The organism is Pseudozobellia sp. WGM2 (genome assembly GCF_017810075.1).
GTDB lineage: Bacteria > Bacteroidota > Bacteroidia > Flavobacteriales > Flavobacteriaceae > JADNYK01.
In genome coordinates, this window is the sequence record NZ_JADNYK010000002.1 from 21,238 (window position 1) to 41,541 (window position 20,304).

The following is a 20,304-nucleotide window of genomic DNA, read 5'->3' on the forward strand; positions in this document are numbered from 1 at the left end:
AGACGCTTAAAAGTTTGGATTACTACCCTTCTCATTTTGATTACATCATCATAGGTGCCGGTGCGGCAGGCCTGATGTTAGCCCATGCCATGACCAATGATGATTACTTTTCAGAAGCCTCGATTTTAATTCTAGATAAAGACCAAAAGAAAACCAACGACCGAACTTGGTGTTTTTGGGAAAAAGGCAGCGGACAATTTGATGAAATAGTCCATAAAAGCTGGAATCATATTTACTTTGAAGGCAAGGAACTCGCTAAGCGATATGATATCACACCTTATTCATATAAAATGATCAGGGGATTGGATTTCTACGAGAAGCGGTTCGAAAAATTAAAGAACAAAAAAAATGTAACTATTAAGTTTGAGAAAGTTCTTCACTTCAGTGAAAGCGATATTCAAGTATCACTCAAAACGACTAGCAATACTTATACCGCTACAACGGTATTTAATAGTATTTTCAGTTACGAAGCCGCAAATAGCCAGAGTACGTACCCGGTCATTCAGCAACATTTTGTAGGTTGGAAAATAGAAACCGACCGACCGGTATTTAATGCTGATACGGTTACCTATATGGATTTTTCGGTTCCTCAAAAAGGAAATACCCGCTTTATGTATGTACTTCCGCAGTCGAAAAATGAAGCTCTGGTAGAGTACACTCTTTTTTCGAAAGATTTGCTCGATAGGGAAGAATATGAAGAGGCGCTTCATACCTATATCACAACAAAATTGAACTGCCCGAATTACATAATTGCCGATAGAGAGCAGGGCAGCATACCCATGACCTGTTATAATTTTGCGCAGCACAATACAAAACGAATTTTGAATATAGGTACGGCCGGTGGTTGGGCCAAGCCCAGCACAGGATATACTTTTATGAGCACAGCGAAAAAGATTCCTGTTTTGATAGACCACTTGAAGGCGGGCAAACCTCTTACTTCCCTCACATTCAAAAACCGGTTTTGGTACTATGACCTACTTCTCTTAGATGTGTTATCACAAAATAATGAGATGGGACATCAAGTTTTTGAATCCCTTTTTAAGAAAAAAACCCCACAATCGATTCTAAAATTTTTAGATGAAGAAAGTTCTGTTTTAGAAGAATTAAGTGTCATATGGGGCTGCCCTAAATGGCTTTTTTTGAGAGCTCTAATCAATAGATTATCTTAGTATCAAACCTCCCTAACCATCAAGCTTTCACCGAAGCTCAGCAGCAGCGCTTTTTTATCAGATGAAATATTCAGACCCTCTAAAATCTCAAACGCTTGATTAGAATAATTTCGAATGGCATCTTTCGTAATTTGCGCAGAACCGCTTTCTTTGAACAAATCTTTTATAGTTTCAATTTTAGCCGAAGGGTCTTTCGGTTGAATAGAGTATAAATCCAATAATTCTTTCTTTTGCTGCGAAGTGCCTTGGGCTAGCACATTTAAATAAAGATACGTCTTTTTATTCTCTATGATATCGCCACCTACCTGTTTACCAAATGTTTCAGGGTTTCCAAAAGCATCAAGATAATCATCCTGTAGCTGAAACGCTATACCCAGATTGAGTCCGAATTGATAAATATCATTTTGTTCTTCTGCAGAAACCTCAGCAACTATACCGCCCATTTTTAATGCGGCGGCCACTAAAACAGCGGTTTTGTACTCTATCATCTTGAGATATTCAGGTATGGTCACATCGTCGCGATTTTCAAAGTCGATATCATATTGTTGTCCTTCACAAACCTTTAGTGCTGTTTCGCTGAACAATTTGGCCAAATTTTTAAATATTTCCGGAGAATAATTTTCAAATAATTGATATGCCGTTATGAGCATGGCGTCCCCAGAAAGTATGCCAGTATTTACATCCCATTTTTCATGAACGGTTGTTCTTCCCCTTCGTAAGGGCGCGTCATCCATAATATCATCATGAACTAACGAAAAATTATGAAACACCTCGATAGCCAAGGCAGCATCTAAAGATTTGGTATAACCCCCATCAAAAATATCGGTCGCGACCAAGGTTAAAACCGGCCGTAGCCTTTTACCCCCCAAACCAAGAATATAAGAAATAGGGGCGTAGAGATTCTTTGGCTCTCTCTCAACAATCTTGCTTTCGAGATATGAAATAAACTCTTTTCGGTAAAAATCAATGGATTGCATCGGGCGGTTTTTGCCAAAAATACATTCATTTTATGAAACTTAATTGCCCTACGTTCGTCCTATTAAAAAAAATTCTTTCAAAAACGCAATAGATTTCAAATGCTTCGTCTTTTTAAATGAAGCCACAGCAAACAATTTTGAATGCCAACGAATTCAGAAAATCAAAAAAACCTAAAATCGTTTTTCGATGATGAGTACCATGCGCTTAAATCGTATGCCAAATCTCGTATTGATGACACTGCTGATCGTGATGCCGGAGATATTGTTCAAGATGTGGCACTCAAATTATTCTCACGTGCCGATAGTCTATCACCAATCGATAATATAGCAGGTTTTGTTTACAACTCTATTCGCAACAGGGTTATCGATATTATGCGTAAGAAAAAAAACGAAACCAGTTTAGAAGAAGATATGGAGCATCGCTTTATCGAGTTTACCGAGATGCTCTCTATAAAATCTGCGAATGAATATTCTGACGAAATGATTATCGAATTAAAAAAATCGATTCAAAATCTTAAACCAGCGTATCGAAATATAATATGGTCAATAGATTTTGAAGGCCACACGTATAGTGAATTATCAAGAAAAACGAATATACCACTTGGTACGCTAATGTCTCGACGACACCGCGCATTATCAATATTACTAAAAGACTTAGCACCTAAAAAACAACATATAATTTAAAAAAATACAACATTATGGAAGAGCATCTAGAGCATAAAGTAAAAGGAAAGGCAGAAAAATTCTTTCGTGGATTTTTCAAGGTAATATTTATGATAATAGCGGCAATAATCTTTCTATTGTTATTTGGTTATGGTTTTATGTTATTATGGAATTGGCTTATGCCAGATACCTTCGGGTTACCCGTACTATCGTACTGGAAGGCAGTCGGAATTCTCGTGATGGCAAAAATACTCTTCGGAAATTTCGAAGGAAAAGGGCATAAAAAAGAAAAATCAAAATCACATCAGTTTTCTAAGCCCCGTAAATGGGATACTTGTAAGAGTGATTTTTCAAAATGGGAGTTTTATGATGCCTTCTGGAAAGAAGAGGGAGAAAATGCATTTGAAGACTATGTAAAGCGAAATCAGGAAGAAAAAAATCATTAACCCCCCTAATTGTGTTAACAAAATGTAAAACCCAAGAAACTTTTAATGTTTTTAAAGTTTCCTGATTTATATTTGCCGCTCGTTATGAAGGAAAAAATTTTAGAAAAAGCGGCAGATATGTTTTTGACCTATGGTTTCAAGAGCATTACGATGGATGACCTTGCTCAAGAAATGGGCATCTCAAAAAAAACCATATACGCCCATTTTGAAAATAAGACAGCACTCGTAAAAGATTGCACTCTACAGCTAGCCCGCATTATTTCATCGGGCATCGATAGTATTCTCTGTCTTAATAAAAACCCCATTGAAGAACTTTACGAAATCAAAAAGTTCATAATGCAATACCTTAAAGATGAAAAGTCTTCACCTCACTATCAATTGCAAAAATATTATCCGAAGATATTTTCGACCATGCGACAAAAGCAGTATGAGGTCATGAAAGATTGTGTAGTAGACAATATTAAAAGAGGGCTGGAACAAGGTATTTATAGAGAAAACTTAAATGTAGAATTTATTTCACGTATTTATTATGCAGGGGGAGCAAGTATTAAGGACCATAGTTTGTTCCCACCCGATAAATTCACCAATATCTCTTTAATGGATCTTTATCTTGAATACCACCTTCGCGGTATAGTTACGCCCAAAGGAAGAAAAATCTTAAATACAATTATCAATTCAAATCAAGAATAGAATGCAAAAATATATTCTCGCATTTCTCACTTTGTTCACGTCAGCGATCGTATTTTCTCAAGAAACAGTTGAGAAAACCTACAGCTTTACTTTAGAGGAAGCTATTCAGTTTGCCCTTGAAAATAACTATAGTGCCATAAATGCCAACCGAGACCTAATTGACGCCCGAAAGCAAAAATGGGAAACTATAGCAGAAGGTCTGCCACAAGTTAACGGTTCCGTTAGTTACCAGAATCAACTAAAGCAACCCGTTTCTCTTCTGCCCGCCGAACTTGCCGGTGGCCAAGCCGGAGAGTTTATTCCTGTAGTGTTTGGTCAGCCCCAAACAATGACCGCTACAGCCACCTTGACCCAAAAAATATTCGATGGTTCATATATCGTCGGGGTACAGGCTACGAAATCGTTCTTGAGCTACAGTGTTAATAATGAAGAAAAGACCGATCAAGAAGTTAGAAAATCGGTAGTAGAATCTTACGGAAACGTTCTTTTGGCACAAGAAAGTGTCGCCATCTTCGAAAAGAATAAAAATAACCTCGAAGAAAATCTTTTTGAAACAGAAAAATTGTTTGAAAATGGATTGGGTGACGAAGAGAGTGTCGAGCAATTACAAATAACCCTTTCATCGGTTGACAACCAATTGAAAAATGCCATAAGATTAGAGAACATTACCCGTCAAATGTTGAATTTGGTTTTGGGTATTGCTATTGATGCCCCAACGCGTTTAGAAGAAAACCTTGACAACCTTGCCGTTGAACAAATAGACTTTCAACTTATGGAGACGGACTTCAATATCGAGAATAATGTAGACTATAAAATTGCCATCAATCTTACCGAGCAACGCTTCTATGAGCTGAAACTGGCCAAAAGTCGTGCTTTGCCAACCCTGAATTCATTCATTAACTATGGCAGTTCATCTTTCAGTGATAAGTTTAACTTTTTAGGAGGTGACCAAGATTGGTTCGATTCTTCGGTTTTGGGGCTAGACTTGAACATACCTATTTTTAGTTCAGGCAAAAGAAGTGCAAGCACAGCTAGGGCCAAGATTGCCCTTGCCAAGGCTGAGACCCAACTTTCAGAAGCAGAAGAACAGATCAGACTTCAACTTGAAAAAGCCAAGAGCGATTATATTCTGGCCATAGAAGAGTATAATACCGCCAAAGAGAACCTTCGCCTAGCGGAAAGAATAGAAAATAAAAATCAGATCAAGTATTCCGAAGGATTGGCCACCAGCTTTGAATTACGACAAGCACAGACTCAGCTTTACGACGCCCAGCAAGGTTATTTACAATCTATGGTGGAAGTAATCAATCAAAAAACAACATTGGAGCTCATATTGAACAATCCAGAATCAAAACTTTAAAACAACACAACAAACCTTTAAAGATGAAAAAAATACTATACATCGCAACCGTTATTTTAGTTGCCGCTTCATGTGGCAGTAAAGAACAGTCTGTTGAAGGCATAATTGCTCAAGGTGACCTGGAGACCCTTAGGGCAAAAAAGAGCGAAATTTCAGAACAGCAGAAACAGATCGAGTCACAAATCAGACTTTTAGATTCTGCAATTGCAACGAAAGCAGTCAATGAAAAACTGTCACTGGTAAGCACTATTGCAGCGTCACCCGAAAAATTTAATCACTTTTTAGAACTACAGGGCGACGTGAGCACTAAACAGAACGTACTCGTGTATCCAGAAATGTCGGGCACATTGCAACGCGTTTATGTGAAAGAGGGCCAACGTGTTTCTAAGGGTCAGGTTCTGGCCAGTATTGACGATGGTGGCATGAGCAGTCAATTATCGCAATTAAAGACTCAGGCCGCATTAGCGAAAACGACCTTTGAACGAAGAAAAAGGCTCTGGGATCAAAAAATTGGTTCAGAAATAGAATATTTAGCGGCCAAGACAGAGTATGAAGCTACGCAAGATGCCATCAAACAGTCTGAAAGCCAACTAGGGAAATCTACGATTAGGGCTCCCTTTTCCGGAATCATTGATGATGTGATCAAAGATCAAGGTACGGTGGTATCCCCTGGGCCAGGTTCTGAGGTATTCAGAATAGTGAATTTATCGAATATGTACATTGAAGTAGATGTGCCAGAAGCTTATTTAGGGGCTGTTACCGAAGGTAAAGAAGCACTTGTATATTTTCCCATTCTTGGTGATAGCATAACTACGAAAATTCGCCAAACGGGCAACTTTATCAACCCGGCCAACAGATCTTTTAGCGTTGAGATTCCGGTGCCGAACAAAGACGGTAAAATCAAACCCAATTTAACGGCCAAGGTAAATCTTAACGATTATACCAGCGAAAATGCAATTTTAATACCGTCAAGTATAATCAGTGAAAACGCTGAGGGCGATCAATACGTTTTTGTCGCTGAGGCTGCAGGATCTGAAAATGAGGCAACCGTTACTAGAACCATTATTACCACGGGTAAAACCCAAGGTGGTAAGGTAGAAGTTTTAACGGGCATTGAAGATGGCAACCAGATTATTATGGAAGGTGCCCGAAGTGTAAAGGACGGCCAAAAGGTAAAAATCAAAAACTAGAGATCGATGAGCAAAATTAAGAAAAACGCCGATAAGGAATTTAAGCTATCTTCTTGGGCCGTCGATAATCCCTCGGTCATTTATGTAATGATAGGTATTTTCCTCTGGCTGGGTTTCTCCGCATATATGGCTATGCCAAGAGAGGATTTTCCTGAAATCGTTGAAACGAAAATTTATATCAGCACCCCCTACCCTGGTAACACTGCGGAAGATATCGAGAGGCTGATTACCGACCCTCTTGAAGATCGTTTAAAGAATGTTAGCAACGTGGTCGAAGTCGTCTCTACCTCTCAAGAAGATTATGCCATTATTACTGTTGAGTTCGATGAGGAAATTACAGTAGAGCAAGCCAAGCAGAATGTAAAAGATGAGGTTGATAGCGAAAAGGCCAGTGAAGATTGGCCAACATTTAATGGGGCTAAGGTCGAGCCTAATGTCTTTGATCTGAATTTTTCAGAGGAGGTTCCTATAATGAACATCAATTTCACTGGAGATTATCCTGTTGATAAATTAAAGGAGTTTGCAGAATACCTTCAAGATGAGGTTGAAGATTTACCTGAAATTAAACAAGCAGACATACGTGGTGCTCAAGACAAAGAAGTCGAAGTTGCCGTCGATATTTATAAAATGATGGCCGCCCAAGTAAGCTTTCAAGATGTACTGAATGCTATTGGTAACGGCAACATGACCATGTCTGCAGGTAACCTGAAAACTAGCGGACAACGAAGAACGATCCGTATTCTTGGTGAAATCGATGAGCCGAGCCAATTAAACAATTTTGTGGTAAAATCTGATAACGGTGCGGTTTACCTAAAAGACATTGCCACTGTTAGTTTTGAAGAACAAGATAAGACCACATATGCACGAGAGTTCGGTAGCAATGTGGTTATGCTCGATGTGAAAAAAAGAGCAGGCAGAAATGCGATATCGGCCGCTGATCAGATCAAGGAAATCGTAAAGAAGGAACAGGCGAACTATTTTCCACCTGATTTACATATTTCGATAGCGAACGATTCTTCGACCAGAACCCTGAACCAAGTTGATGACTTGGTCAACAATATCATTTTTGGGATTATTCTAGTTGTTACCGTTCTCATGTTCTTTCTAGGGTTTAGAAATGCACTGTTCGTCGGTTTTGCTATACCCATGTCAATGTTCATGTCTTTTGTTATTCTTTCGTGGCTGGGCTATACCTTGAATACCATGATTTTGTTCGGAATGATTATGGGGCTGGGCATGTTGGTTGATAATGGTATCGTTGTGGTTGAAAATGTTTATCGTTTGATGGACGAGGGCATGTCACGTACAGAAGCGGCCAAAAAAGGTATCGGTGAAATTGCATTTCCTATTATTATATCTACGGCAACTACAGTAGCAGCATTTGTACCTCTTGGCCTTTGGCCCGGTATTTTTGGTCAGTTTATGATTTATTTTCCGATAACATTATCTGTTGTTCTTGGGTCTTCACTATTCGTTGCGATTTTCATGAACTCTATGCTCGTTTCTCAATTTATGAGCACTGACGAAAAAGAACTTACCTTAAAACAGCTCATTCGTATGAGTATAATATTAGGTGTTCTAGGAATTTTGATATTGGTCTTCGGAGGTGCCTTGCGCGGCTTAGGAACGGTCTTAATCGTTACTGGAATAATGTTCTGGGTCTACAAATACCTAATCAAAGGAGCTGCACAAAATTTTCAGAAGAATACCATGACTCGTTTTGAGAATTGGTATGAGAAACGGCTCAAGCATGCGCTTAGGGGCAAGAATGTGTATTGGTATTTTGGCCTAACCTTTTTAATGCTTATAGGTGTCTTCATGTTATTCGGCGCATCTCTTGGCAGCGGTCGTACAAAGGTCGAGTTTTTTCCAGATAATAAGCCCAACGAAATCTATGTCTATATAGAATACCCTGAAGGTACCTCGATTGAAAAGACCAACGAAATTACCAAAGAGATTGAAAATAGGGTTTATGATGTATTAGACGACCCTACTTACAAAGAGAATGGTGAAAATTTTATGGTTGCATCAGCTGTTTCTGTGGTTGGTGAAGGTGCCGGAAATCCTTTGACGGATGGCGGTTCATCTGCAGAAATGCCCCATAAAGGAAAACTGACCGTTAATTTCAGTGAGTACAAATATAGAAATGGTCTCAACACCGAAGATATAAGGGCAAAGGTTCAATCGTCTTTAGAAGGTATTTATCCTGGGGTCGCCATTTCCGTAGAAAAAGATGCCAATGGTCCACCGGCGGGGTATCCGATAAATATTGAATTAGAAGGTAAAGATTATGATGAACTGATCAATACTGCAGAAGATATTAAGAACTATGTCAACACCAAGAATATAGCTGGTATCGAAGAACTAAAAATTGATGTGAACAAAGGCAAACCTTCAATGCTTGTTGAGGTCGATAGAGAAAAAGCAGGTGAGCTCGGGGTGGCCGTTGGCCAAGTGGGTAGCCAGTTAAGGCGTTCTTTGTTCGGTGAAAAAGCAGGTGTTTATAAAGAAGATGGTGAAGATTATGATATCAATATAAGGTTCAATGAAGATTTGAGGTACAACAAGAGTGCTCTCTTTAATCAGAATATCATTTTTCGAGATGCCGCCACGGGTCAAATTAAAGAGGTGCCTATTTCTGCAGTAGCTAAAGAAAAAAACACTTCAGCTTTCAGTGCAATCAAGCATAGGGATGGTAAAAGAGTGGTTACGGTATATTCGGGCCTTAAACCAGGCTTTACCGATGCGGGCGCTATCGTCGCCGAGATACAGAAAGAAATGCAAAGCTATGATGGTGTGCCCGATTCCATTAAGATCGATTATACCGGTCAATTGGAAGAGCAGAACAAACAGCAAGCCTTTTTGGTCGGTGCCTTTTTCTCTGGTTTGGGGTTGATTATGCTCATTTTAATTTTTCAATTTGGGGGCATCTCTAAACCTCTGATCATTATGATTGCCATTTTCTTGAGCTTTATTGGAGTGTTCGGAGGATTAATGCTTACCGGTTGGTCTTTTGTAATCATGATGACCATGATGGGCATTATCTCTCTTGCTGGTATCGTAGTGAATAACGGTGTGGTACTTTTAGATTACACCCAAATTCTCATAGACCGGAAAAAGGTTAGGCTAGATATGGATGATAGCGATTTACTGACACTTGAAGATGCCACCGACTCTATAGTTTTAGGCGGCAAAGCGAGATTACGTCCGGTAATTTTAACGGCAATTACAACGGTATTGGGTCTGATCCCGTTGGCTATTGGCTTAAACATCGATTTTTTCTCATTATTCTCTGAATTCAACCCTAAAATATATGTTGGTGGAGATAACGTTGTTTTCTGGGGACCACTTGCTTGGACGGTTATTTTCGGACTTTTAGTGGCAACTTTCTTGACCCTTATTATCGTACCTGTACTATTCAAAATAGTGTATCGTATCAAGATTGCATTAAGAGGAAGCACTAAAAAACAGGAAGAGACTTCTGAAAAGGTAGCTGCCTAAACATAATTTCCAAATCCAAAAAAAAGTCCTGAACATGATGCTGTTCAGGACTTTACTTTTTAATGAGTATATGTTGAATATCAATCAGTTTCTACCTTTAATGTACTCACCTGATCTGACCGCTTTTTATTGGTGTAATTCATACCGTCGAATATAGAGGCAACTACCAAACCTATCATAAAAGCACACAGTATACAGATTATCCACTCTTCAAAATAGAATTTTACCGCATTGCCTAATCGAAGTAACAGCACTATGGCCATAACAACGGATACTACTATCCAATACGTCAATTTTTTCTTATTGTAGAAGCTTAAACTTTTATAAGGTTGTCTATGAAAAAACAGTAATAATGCTACTGCACCCAAAAGACTGAAACCGTATTGCAAAACATGGTAAAGTGGCACTCCATTGACTGGGCTTTTCAAAAACGACATCCACTCAACGAAAACACCATGCGAATGCGTAAAGGCATCCCAAAACAAATGTCCAAGATTACCCAAGAGTATAGAGATAATAACTTTAAGAAAGTTGTCTTTAAAAAAACGGTTCCAATCAAAATATAGAAATGGACGTAGCCTTTTTTCGAAATAATCGGGCAAGTTTTGAATCATGCTCTTTCTTACCACATTGTGATATACAAACAAAAGAATTAAAGACAGTGGCAAGTTCAACCAAAACATAGGTGAAAGACTATGACCGTAGACCACATTTGTTTTCATCAACAAAATGAATTCAAAATCAGGTATCATACTACCCATAATTAGTCCTGAAGCCGAAAAATAACGGCTTTTCAAAATTGGAATGACTAAGGCTGGATGTGATCCGGTAAATGGCATAATATGCTTTTAAAACTTTCAAAATCAATGTGTAATCGAAAGTACTATTTATGAAAACGCATGATGTACCAAAATTGTTATATAACATTTAAGTTTTTCGGGTAATTATTTCGCCCAGGCCCGAATCATATAAAAAATATCAAAACAAAAAAAGCCCGATAAACATCGGGCCCTTAAATTCAATAATCGATATTACTCGTTCTCCGCGAGCGGCACCGGCAAAACATTGAATATTTGATCGCCTGCCCTATCGATTGGTAAAGAATTGGACAAACCATAGCGTCGTAAATCATACAACCTATGATTCTCGGCCCAAAGGGAATACCTACGTTGATTTAACATCTCTGTCGTTAAGGCATCTGCAGTCATTGCCCCGGCATAATCCGATAATCCGGCCGCATTTCTGACAACATTAATGGCATCAACCGCATCTTGAAAACTACTGGATAATATGCTCGCCTCTGCATACAAGAGAACTAATTCCTCATTTCTCATAATATCAATAGGCGCAGTATTTGTAGCGTATAAGTTTATTTCGTTCAATCCATTAAGATTATCCTGAGCCTGAGGATTCGGCCGTACATTTGTTTTAGTAGTAACACGGGTATCACCAACCTCTGCGTCGTTTAACCAACTATCATGAACGATAATTTGGTCACCGTTCTCACCATTGACTTTAAACAGTCCATTGGATTGATCCCCTCCACCAAGGCCAAAAATATGTTGCGGACCTACCATTAAATCTCCTTCTAAATCAAGGTATGAGTTGTTTAAAGCGGTCAATGCTGCGCCTCCGTCACCATCATAAACCGCGGCCATACCGGCTACGGCCCTATTGAATTGGGCAAATGTTGAGGGGGTATCAAAACCCGAAAAACCCGAGCTCAAATTAAAAGCAAACGAACCTCCAGCCCCTGCTAAATCTCCATTGGCCTCGTCTAACATATTTCTAGCGAAGGTTAATACGGTAGCACCATCTTCGATTGGGCCTAAATTTTCAGGGTCGCCTATGTCTATTCGTGCCCTGCCATATGATTTGACCATTTGAATCAACTCATAAGCCATAACCGTCTTTGCAAAGCCTAAATAACCCGCTAGCTCCTGTGCATTTACAGCTTCGGTATTCGATGCTCCTTCAATCAAAAGATTAGTATTCTTAATACAACGATAACTACCGCTCCATTGAGCAGTGCTATAAAAGGAGTTATTGTCTAAACTAATACCATTTTTACCTAAAAGGTCTATCGTATTTCTAGGGTCGGCATCAAAGAGGTATAATTCTCTTGCCATGGTACCGCTCGCGGTGGTCTCTGTGGCAATTCCATTTCTTAATGTTGATTCGATACCTACGACCAATTCATTCAATTGCCCTTTAGAAGATCCCGATAAGACCCCGTCTACACTTGGTCCATTTGGATCTACAACTTCTTCAAAAGAACATGAAGCAGTCATGACAAACAGAGCAAATGCCGAAAGTTTTAAAAACGTTGTTAATGTATTTTTCATTGTAATTTTTTTAGAAGTTAACATTTAAGTGAAAGTACACTTGCCTTGAACTCGGAAAAGGTGTTACCTCAATACCTGTTGACAAACCGGCGCCACCATTCACTGAAACCTCAGGGTCATAACTACTATAATCGGTTATTGTAAACAAATTTCTACCAGAGGCACCTAACTTAACGCCATCAACAATTTCACCAAATATACTTTCTACGAATTCGGGAGAAAATCTATAGTAAACTGCCGCTTCACGAAGCCTAAGATACCCCGCTGGTTCAACAAATCGAATAGCATTTGCAGGCATCCCCAAACGGGCCTGACCTGCAACTGTCTCTAAATCCACACTAGTTTGTCCTAAATCGTTCAAATATTCTGACAGATTCAAGTTTTCGCCTCCTGCCTTTAATTGCAACAAGAACGATATATCTATATTTTTGAACAAGGTTAAGTTATTGTTGAATGCCATTTGAAAATCAGGCTCTGTATTACCCACCTGTGTCAATGTGCCATCAATATTACCCACTAATTGCGTAACCGGTTTTCCTTCCTCAATGAATATAGTTCCTAATCCAGTACCAAAACCAGCGCCGGGCTGAGCAAAAGCAGGAACATCTAATCGAGTAATCTCAGAACGATTCAGGTAAAATTGAATCCCGGTATTCCACGTAAAATCATCGCCTCTAACTACATCTCCCCTTACGGCAAGCTCAACCCCTTCATTCTTCATATCGGCCAAATTCGTAGTCTCTTGTGTAAAACCAGATGCTGGGGGCAACTGTCTGGTCAAGATTAAATCTTTTACATTTTTATTATAATAAGTAGCTTCTAAAGAAACCCTGCTATCTAAAAAGCCCATGTCGAAACCAACTTCAAACTCACTAGCTGTTTCAGGCTCAACATCTGCATCACCTTTGACACCATCAACTGATTGGCCAATCACGCCCCCAATATTGTTTGCTGCCAAACTAGTAAAGGTAGAGCCAAAGCTTGCGGGGTTACCCGTTTCACCATAAGCTATACGGAATTTGAATTGGTTGACCGCCTCTAAGCCCCAAAAATCAAAATTGGCCATATTTACTGCCAATGAAGCTTTAGGAAAACCATAAAACTTATTTGGATCTCCGTTTCTGGTCGATTTATCGATACGATAGCCGAGGGTACCTATGACCAAATCTTTATAATTGGCTTCGACCTGTGCAAAATAGCCCAGTTCTTTTTCCTCCCTTCTTGTTTGATCGGTAACCTGGTTGGCCGATTGATCTACACTTGTCTGCCCCGCAGCCAAACCAGTACCTCGGGCGTTGATCAAGTTCGCGTCTTGAAACAAATATGCCACACCTGCCTGTGTTGTCAGGCCTAAATCACCATCCATAGCATCATGGTTCCATACCAAACTAGAAAGCGTATTAAATTGTGTAAAGTTGTTTTTACCTTGAGCCACGAACCCCGCAGCAGCACCTAAGCCCTGTTGTGCTTGATGTGTTTCAGGCACGTAAACAAAGGTTTGATTTGCCAAATAATCGACGCCCACGCTATTTGTGAATCTTAGTCGATTAACATCATTGGTCAAAAGCTTGGTGTTCAAGGTCAAACCTTGAATGATACGATCATTGCTATCTTCGTTTACTGCCTTATCCCTAACAAAAATTGGATTACCCGAGAAGTTCGGGTTGTTTGGGTAGTTACCGTTCTGATCAGGGTATAGTCCATTCCATGGTCTCGTAAATGCTAAGGTATACCCATAACTCAGACCTCCTTCATTCTCATTACCTGTAAAACTTCTACTTGAATTACTTCTTACATAATTGGTGGTAGAGGTAAAATCAAAAATATCAGAAATTCTATGATCAATATTGGCTCGTAAAGAGAACCGATCAAAACCGGTATTTCTCACGATACCTTCTTCATCTCTAAATGAGCCCCCTACATAAAATTTTGTTTTGTCGCCACCTCCTGTAGCGCTTAGACTGGTTTCGGTAATTAGTCCTGTCTCTCCATATACGGCATCTTCATAATCGTATAAAGAACCATTTGATGCAATAGTCCTATTAAACTTATCGACCTCAGCTTGCGCAGATGCTCTACGAGCAGCATCAACTTCAGGTTCATCACTGGGCGTATAGAATGCATCAAATACGCTGTCTGCTGTCCATGGTCTTACACCCAAGGGGTTGGCAATTTCATTAAAGCCAAGATCTTGTTTAAAACTTATTCTAGTCTTACCGCCCTTACCTCTTTTAGTCGTGATAATTACTACCCCTGCATTACCTCGCTGACCATAGATGGCCGCGGCAGAGGAACCTTTTAAGATTTCAATATTTTCAATATCGTTCGGGTCTAAATCGGCCAATCGGTTACCAGCATTTTCTTCGTTACCTTGGTTTGCTCCCGAAGCAAAACGAAGACCTGATGGTATTTCGACATTGTTAACATAAACCCCATCTACGATAATCAAAGGCTGATTGTTACCGTTAATAGAAGAAACCCCACGTAGACGAAGTGCAAAACCACCACCCGGAGCACCTGAGGATGAGGTTATATTTACCCCGGTAACCTTACCATAAAGCGCACCATCAACCGTACTTTGCCCTGTTGTGCCCACCAATTCTTCTGATGATACCGTAGCCACGGCATTTGCAAGGTTACTTCTTTTTATGCTTGTGCCCAGACCAGTTACCACTACCTCATCAAGCCCTGTTACAGATTCTTCTAAGACTACGTCTAAAGTTGCTCCGCTTGTTACCTGTATTTCTTTAGTGCTGTACCCCAAGGAGGAAAATACCAATGTCGCAGGAAGTTCGTTGATAGTAATCTCATAATTACCATCAAAATCGGAGGTTGCCCCGTTTGTTGTTCCTTTTACAACAACATTAGCGCCCGGAACGGGCAGACTGTTGTTGTCCGATATGTTACCTTGAACCGTTTCTTGTGACATGGTGACAATCGGGACCAAAAGGAACACAAGAAGATATGCCCCTCTAAGTAAAGAGTGTTTCATTTTCATAAGTATTGAATTAGCTATTTGTGAGGCAATTTATACAATAAATATCACAAACCTAAATTTATTGTTAAATTTTCATTTAGTAGCTAATCATATTAAGGTAAAATTCACAATTACAGATTTACCCAAATAGTTAGACGTTACGGGGTTATCTTCTTACATTTGCCCTTTAAAATTACAAATCAGATGTACAGAAGTCATACCTGCGGAGAGCTCCGTGAATCACACATTGAAACAAAAGTAACCCTCTCTGGTTGGGTACAAAAAACAAGAGATAAAGGATTTGTAGTTTGGGTAGATTTACGTGATCGTTATGGCATAACCCAATTGGTGTTCGACGAAGACAGAACCTCTTCTAAACTTCTCGAACAAGCAAGAAACCTCGGTCGTGAATTTGTGGTTCAAGTAGAAGGTGAAGTCATCGAAAGAAGCTCAAAAAACCCAAATTTATCTACGGGAAACATAGAGGTTTTAGTTGAGGAGTTGACAGTTCTCAATGAATCGAAAACACCACCCTTTACCATAGAAAATGAAACCGATGGCGGCGAAGACCTGCGAATGAAATATAGGTACTTAGACATTCGCAGAAGCCCAGTAAAAAACAACCTTATTTTTAGAAGTAAGGTAACCATGGAGGTTCGCAAATATTTGGCCGATAAAGGTTTTATCGAAGTAGAAACACCTTATCTTATCAAATCGACCCCAGAGGGTGCTCGTGATTTTGTAGTACCTAGCCGTATGAACGAAGGTCAATTTTATGCCCTGCCACAATCTCCCCAGACCTTTAAGCAACTCTTGATGGTCGGCGGTATGGATAAGTATTTTCAGATAGTAAAATGCTTTCGAGATGAAGATTTACGAGCAGATAGACAACCTGAATTTACACAAATCGACTGCGAAATGGCTTTCGTCGAACAAGAAGATATTCTTGATGTTTTTGAAGGATTGACCAAATACTTGCTGAAAGAAATAAACGGAGTAGAAATATCGGCATTCCCGAGAATTACCTATGACGATGCCATGCGCATTTACGGGAACGATAAACCTGATATTAGGTTCGGTATGGAGTTTGCCGAATTGAACGACATTGCACAACATAAAGATTTTAATGTATTTAACTCTGCAGAACTAGTAGTGGCCATAGCAGTGCCTAAGGCTGCCAGTTACACCAGAAAAGAAATCGACGGTCTTGTTGATTGGGTAAAGAGACCTCAAATCGGGGCGAAGGGCATGGTATATGTCAAATGCAACGAAGATGGTTCTTTTAAGTCTTCTGTAGATAAATTTTATGACCAAGAAGATTTGGCCAAATGGGCAGAAGCTACCGAAGCCGAACCGGGCGACCTTATATGTGTACTTTCTGGCGATAAGAACAAAACCCGGACTCAATTGAGTGCTTTACGCATGGAAATGGCAACTCGGTTAGGCTTGAGAAAAGCGGATGAATTTGCCCCACTTTGGGTTATTGATTTTCCGTTATTGGAGCTAGATGAAGAAACCGGTAACTATCACGCGATGCACCACCCGTTCACATCACCTAAGCCGGGTCAACTAGAGCTTTTAGAAAGTGACCCGGGCGCTGTTAGGGCAAATGCTTATGATTTAGTGCTTAACGGTAATGAAATAGGTGGTGGATCCATTCGAATTCATGATAAAGAGGTTCAAAGTACCATGTTCAAACACTTGGGCTTTACACCAGAAGAGGCCAAAGCGCAGTTTGGGTTTCTTATGGATGCCTTTCAATATGGGGCGCCACCGCATGGGGGTATTGCTTTCGGCTTAGACCGATTAGTAGCCATACTTGGTGGTCAAGAAACTATACGCGATTTCATTGCATTCCCGAAAAACAATAGCGGTCGAGACGTAATGATCGATGCGCCGGCAGCGATTGACGACGAGCAATTGAAAGAGTTGAGCTTAAAACTAAACCTACCTTCTTAGATTAATTATGAGATAAAGGGTTTCAAGTTTTTTAATACCTTTAAATAGGTTCTATATTAGATGCCCAACCGACTAAAACATTTATCTACCCAATTTCTTAAGTGGCGATATAAAAATATCTCCAGCAAAACTTTTACGCACTTAATGAGCGTTTTGGTAGGGCTATTGGCGGGTCTTGCGTCAGTGACGCTCAAGAATATCGTTTATTTTATAGAAGCTTCTTTAGAGAAGGGCATCCTTATTTCCAATAATAGCATCTATTTCATCTTGCCGATTATTGGTCTCACCTTGGTTTTCCTCTATGTAAAATTCATTCATAAAGAAAAATTGGGCCATGCGGTTTCATCGATACTTTTTTCCTTATCAAAGAAAAAAGGCGTCATTCCTCCCAAGCATATTTATACACAATTGATAACGGCACCATTGACGATTGGTTTCGGTGGTTCTACAGGACTTTTAGGCCCGGCAGTTTCGACCGGTGCGGCAATTAGTTCTAATCTGGGACGATTTTTTCACATCAATTCAAAAACAAGATCATTGTTGATTGCCTGTGCTTCGGCAGGTGCAATCGCCTCTATTTTTCAATCACCGATTGCTGCCATTATTTTTGCCGTAGAGGTCTTTAGTTTAGATTTTACAATGCTTTCTATGCTGCCTCTATTATTGGCTTCAATATCTGGAGTTCTAACTTCTTATTTTTTTCTAGGGAACGAGGTGCTGTTCAAGTTTACCATTACCCAAAATTTTGAAGTCAAAGACACCCTGTTCTATATCATACTAGGTGTAGGAACTGCGTTCGCCTCGATATACTTTACACGTATGTATTTTGGCATTCTTAAACTTTTTGAACCGTTAAAAAGTCCGAAATACAAACTCTTGGTAGGCGGTGCGGCAATTGGTATTATGCTTTATTTCATACCTCCGCTCTATGGTGAAGGGTTCGGATTCATTAACGACCTTTTGGATGGCGACCATATTAAGGCATTAGGCAAAACTCCTTTCGATAATTACACATCGAACATTTGGGTTGTTATAGCATTGCTATTCGGAATTACTATTTTTAAAGCTGTAGCAATGACCACCACCTTAGCTGCTGGTGGGGCCGGGGGAATTTTTATTCCCACGATGGTTATGGGCAGTGCTTTGGGTAATGTTATGGCCAAGGTCATCAATAATTCCGGTCTTGGTTTTGGAGTATCAGAAAGCAATTTTACACTTATCGGTATGGCAGGTCTTATCGCGGGTGTACTTCACGCACCACTAACGGCCATCTTCTTGATTGCAGAGATTACTGGGGGGTACGAACTATTTGTACCGTTAATGATCACAGCTTCAATATCTTATTTAATAACTCGAAATGCGATCGACTACACCATCTATACTCGAGAGCTCGCCAAAAGCGGTGCGCTTCTAACCCATAATAAAGACCAATCGGTATTGACGCTGATGCAACTAGATGATGTGTTAGAAACAAATTTTAAAACCGTGCATCCATCAATGAGTCTTGGCGATATGTTACATCGTTCGGTAGCTAAATCTGCAAGAAATATATTTCCGGTAGTCAATGAAGAAAAAGCATTGGTCGGTATTGTTCTATTGGATGATATTCGCGAATTTATGTTCGATACTTCTTTATATGAGAGTACTAAAGTAGAGACCTTCATGCATAATGCACCTGAGCATATCTTCTATGAAAAAGATAGTATGAAAAAAGTGATGAAAAAATTTCAAGATAGCGGTGCGTGGAACCTTCCGGTTATAAAGAATGGTAAATACATCGGTTTTATCTCGAAGTCGAAACTACTTACTGCTTACCGCAGAGAGTTGATTAACTTTACCCGCTAGGTTCATGATATAGATACTCTCGGAATCATTACCATAGAATATTTTAATTTTTTTTCATTATGAAATATCTAATTACACTCATCATCATAGCATCATTCACATCCATTGTCTACGGATTTACGATTCAATCAGAAGCACCAGTGGCATCTAATAAACTAATTGGTTTTGGCACGGTCGGTATTTTTTTGGTTGCCATGCCTTTGTTTCTTATTAAACATAGTAAGGGCAAGAAAATGAAAGACTATATGCTGACTGAGGAAAACATCAAAAAAATGCGACAAAAATCATCTGAAAAGCCTGAAAATCAATCAAGTTAGATTGAATTATTATCACTTTTGTAAAATAACCTATTCAAAAAATCGCTAATTTTAGAGAAACGAACAATTTATCAACTAATTTTTTATTGGCATGACTGGTACAGTAAAGTTTTTTAATGGGTCTAAAGGTTACGGATTTATTACTAACGACGATACGGGAAAAGACATCTTTGTACATGCTACCGCTCTCAAAGGTATTGAACTAAACGAGGGCGATAAAGTGGAGTATGTTGAAGAAGAAGGTAGAAAGGGCATAGTTGCCGCACAAGTACAGGTGATAGGATAACTATTTAGCGTTACCCTTTTTGAGAACTGAGAGCCCTTACTAAAACGTAAGGGTTTTTTTAATGGAATTCAATTCAGGTTTCTTTTTTGAACAAAAAAGCGTTTTAACAGATCGCTAGCTTCATTTTCCATTATTCCTGCCAAAATTTCGGTTTTAGGATGCATTTGAGTACCCATGGCCATAAAACCCCTTTGAGAATCCGCTGCCCCATAGACCACTTTTGAGATTTGGCTCCAGTATAGTGCACCAGCGCACATTTGACATGGCTCTAATGTGACATAAAGTGTACAACCTTTTAAATATTTACCCCCTATAAAATTAGCGGCTGCGGTAATAGCTTGCATTTCAGCATGAGCTGTGACATCTTTCAACTGTTCTGTAAGATTGTGCGCGCGGGCAATAATTCTGTTCTGAACCACGACTATCGCACCAACAGGTACCTCGCCCATATCATATGCAGTTTCAGCCTCTTGAAGCGCCTTTTTCATAAAGTAATTATCGTCGAAGGGTTGAAGCATGAATCTGGTTTAGCAGACAATAATACTAATTTAAGCTCTGGTATAAAAGAGTCGACTCTAT

General features: G+C 39.5%; 16 protein-coding genes. 11 read left to right on the forward strand and 5 right to left on the reverse strand.

Features of this window, described 5'->3' with window-relative positions; translation table 11 throughout:
- Positions 1 to 14 precede the first annotated feature (14 nt).
- Positions 15 to 1,169 carry a lycopene cyclase family protein gene (locus tag IV512_RS03710; RefSeq protein WP_245224669.1) on the forward strand — a complete coding sequence of 385 codons (1,155 nt, stop codon included), beginning with the start codon at positions 15 to 17 and terminating at the stop codon, positions 1,167 to 1,169.
- A gap of 2 nt (positions 1,170 to 1,171) precedes the next feature.
- On the opposite strand, the gene IV512_RS03715 is transcribed toward IV512_RS03710, so the two are convergent.
- Positions 1,172 to 2,146 carry a polyprenyl synthetase family protein gene (locus tag IV512_RS03715; RefSeq protein WP_209400748.1) on the reverse strand — a complete coding sequence of 325 codons (975 nt, stop codon included), beginning with the start codon at positions 2,144 to 2,146 and terminating at the stop codon, positions 1,172 to 1,174.
- A gap of 141 nt (positions 2,147 to 2,287) precedes the next feature.
- Here IV512_RS03715 and IV512_RS03720 point away from each other — a divergent pair, with 141 nt between their 5' ends.
- The 6 genes from IV512_RS03720 (at position 2,288) to IV512_RS03745 (ending at position 9,996) form a co-directional block, all read left to right on the forward strand.
- The gene (locus IV512_RS03720) at positions 2,288 to 2,830 is read left to right on the forward strand and encodes an RNA polymerase sigma factor (protein WP_209400751.1); all 543 of its coding nucleotides are present in this window, start codon (positions 2,288 to 2,290) and stop codon (positions 2,828 to 2,830) included.
- Between the two features lie 14 nt (positions 2,831 to 2,844).
- Positions 2,845 to 3,255: a hypothetical protein gene (locus IV512_RS03725; RefSeq protein WP_209400753.1), complete on the forward strand. Its 411-nt coding sequence runs from the start codon at positions 2,845 to 2,847 to the stop codon at positions 3,253 to 3,255.
- A gap of 84 nt (positions 3,256 to 3,339) precedes the next feature.
- Complete coding sequence (locus IV512_RS03730; RefSeq protein WP_209400755.1) at positions 3,340 to 3,945, forward strand: TetR/AcrR family transcriptional regulator; 606 nt, start codon at positions 3,340 to 3,342, stop codon at positions 3,943 to 3,945.
- 1 nt (position 3,946) lies between these two features.
- On the forward strand, positions 3,947 to 5,305 hold the full coding sequence (locus IV512_RS03735; protein WP_209400757.1) for a TolC family protein: 1,359 nt from the start codon (positions 3,947 to 3,949) through the stop codon (positions 5,303 to 5,305).
- A gap of 23 nt (positions 5,306 to 5,328) precedes the next feature.
- On the forward strand, positions 5,329 to 6,495 hold the full coding sequence (locus IV512_RS03740) for an efflux RND transporter periplasmic adaptor subunit (protein WP_209400759.1): 1,167 nt from the start codon (positions 5,329 to 5,331) through the stop codon (positions 6,493 to 6,495).
- Positions 6,496 to 6,501: 6 nt separating this feature from the next.
- The gene (locus IV512_RS03745) at positions 6,502 to 9,996 is read left to right on the forward strand and encodes an efflux RND transporter permease subunit (RefSeq protein WP_209400761.1); all 3,495 of its coding nucleotides are present in this window, start codon (positions 6,502 to 6,504) and stop codon (positions 9,994 to 9,996) included.
- Positions 9,997 to 10,076: 80 nt separating this feature from the next.
- Here the strand turns inward: IV512_RS03745 and IV512_RS03750 are convergent, their stop codons facing one another.
- The 3 genes from IV512_RS03750 to IV512_RS03760 all read right to left on the reverse strand — a co-directional run bounded on the left by IV512_RS03750 (position 10,077) and on the right by IV512_RS03760 (position 15,333).
- Positions 10,077 to 10,835 (reverse strand): DUF4184 family protein, encoded by a 759-nt coding sequence (locus IV512_RS03750; RefSeq protein ID WP_209400764.1) that lies wholly within the window; start codon positions 10,833 to 10,835, stop codon positions 10,077 to 10,079.
- 192 nt (positions 10,836 to 11,027) lie between these two features.
- Positions 11,028 to 12,341, reverse strand: coding sequence for a RagB/SusD family nutrient uptake outer membrane protein (locus tag IV512_RS03755; protein WP_245224670.1), 1,314 nt, complete (start codon positions 12,339 to 12,341; stop codon positions 11,028 to 11,030).
- A gap of 10 nt (positions 12,342 to 12,351) precedes the next feature.
- On the reverse strand, positions 12,352 to 15,333 hold the full coding sequence (locus IV512_RS03760) for a SusC/RagA family TonB-linked outer membrane protein (RefSeq protein WP_209400769.1): 2,982 nt from the start codon (positions 15,331 to 15,333) through the stop codon (positions 12,352 to 12,354).
- A 189-nt stretch (positions 15,334 to 15,522) separates the two neighbouring features.
- Between IV512_RS03760 and aspS the strand changes: the two genes are divergently transcribed.
- From aspS to IV512_RS03780, 4 genes are all read left to right on the forward strand, one after another.
- On the forward strand, positions 15,523 to 17,277 hold the full coding sequence (gene aspS / locus IV512_RS03765) for an aspartate--tRNA ligase (RefSeq protein ID WP_209400771.1): 1,755 nt from the start codon (positions 15,523 to 15,525) through the stop codon (positions 17,275 to 17,277).
- 60 nt (positions 17,278 to 17,337) lie between these two features.
- Positions 17,338 to 19,122 carry a chloride channel protein gene (locus IV512_RS03770; RefSeq protein WP_209400774.1) on the forward strand — a complete coding sequence of 595 codons (1,785 nt, stop codon included), beginning with the start codon at positions 17,338 to 17,340 and terminating at the stop codon, positions 19,120 to 19,122.
- Between the two features lie 59 nt (positions 19,123 to 19,181).
- The gene (locus IV512_RS03775) at positions 19,182 to 19,439 is read left to right on the forward strand and encodes a hypothetical protein (protein ID WP_209400776.1); all 258 of its coding nucleotides are present in this window, start codon (positions 19,182 to 19,184) and stop codon (positions 19,437 to 19,439) included.
- A 91-nt stretch (positions 19,440 to 19,530) separates the two neighbouring features.
- Positions 19,531 to 19,725, forward strand: a complete 195-nt coding sequence (locus IV512_RS03780) for a cold-shock protein (RefSeq protein ID WP_209400778.1) — start codon at positions 19,531 to 19,533, stop codon at positions 19,723 to 19,725.
- Between the two features lie 68 nt (positions 19,726 to 19,793).
- Here IV512_RS03780 and IV512_RS03785 read toward each other — a convergent pair whose 3' ends face one another.
- Positions 19,794 to 20,243 carry a nucleoside deaminase gene (locus tag IV512_RS03785; RefSeq protein WP_209400780.1) on the reverse strand — a complete coding sequence of 150 codons (450 nt, stop codon included), beginning with the start codon at positions 20,241 to 20,243 and terminating at the stop codon, positions 19,794 to 19,796.
- Between the last annotated feature and the right edge of the window lie 61 nt (positions 20,244 to 20,304).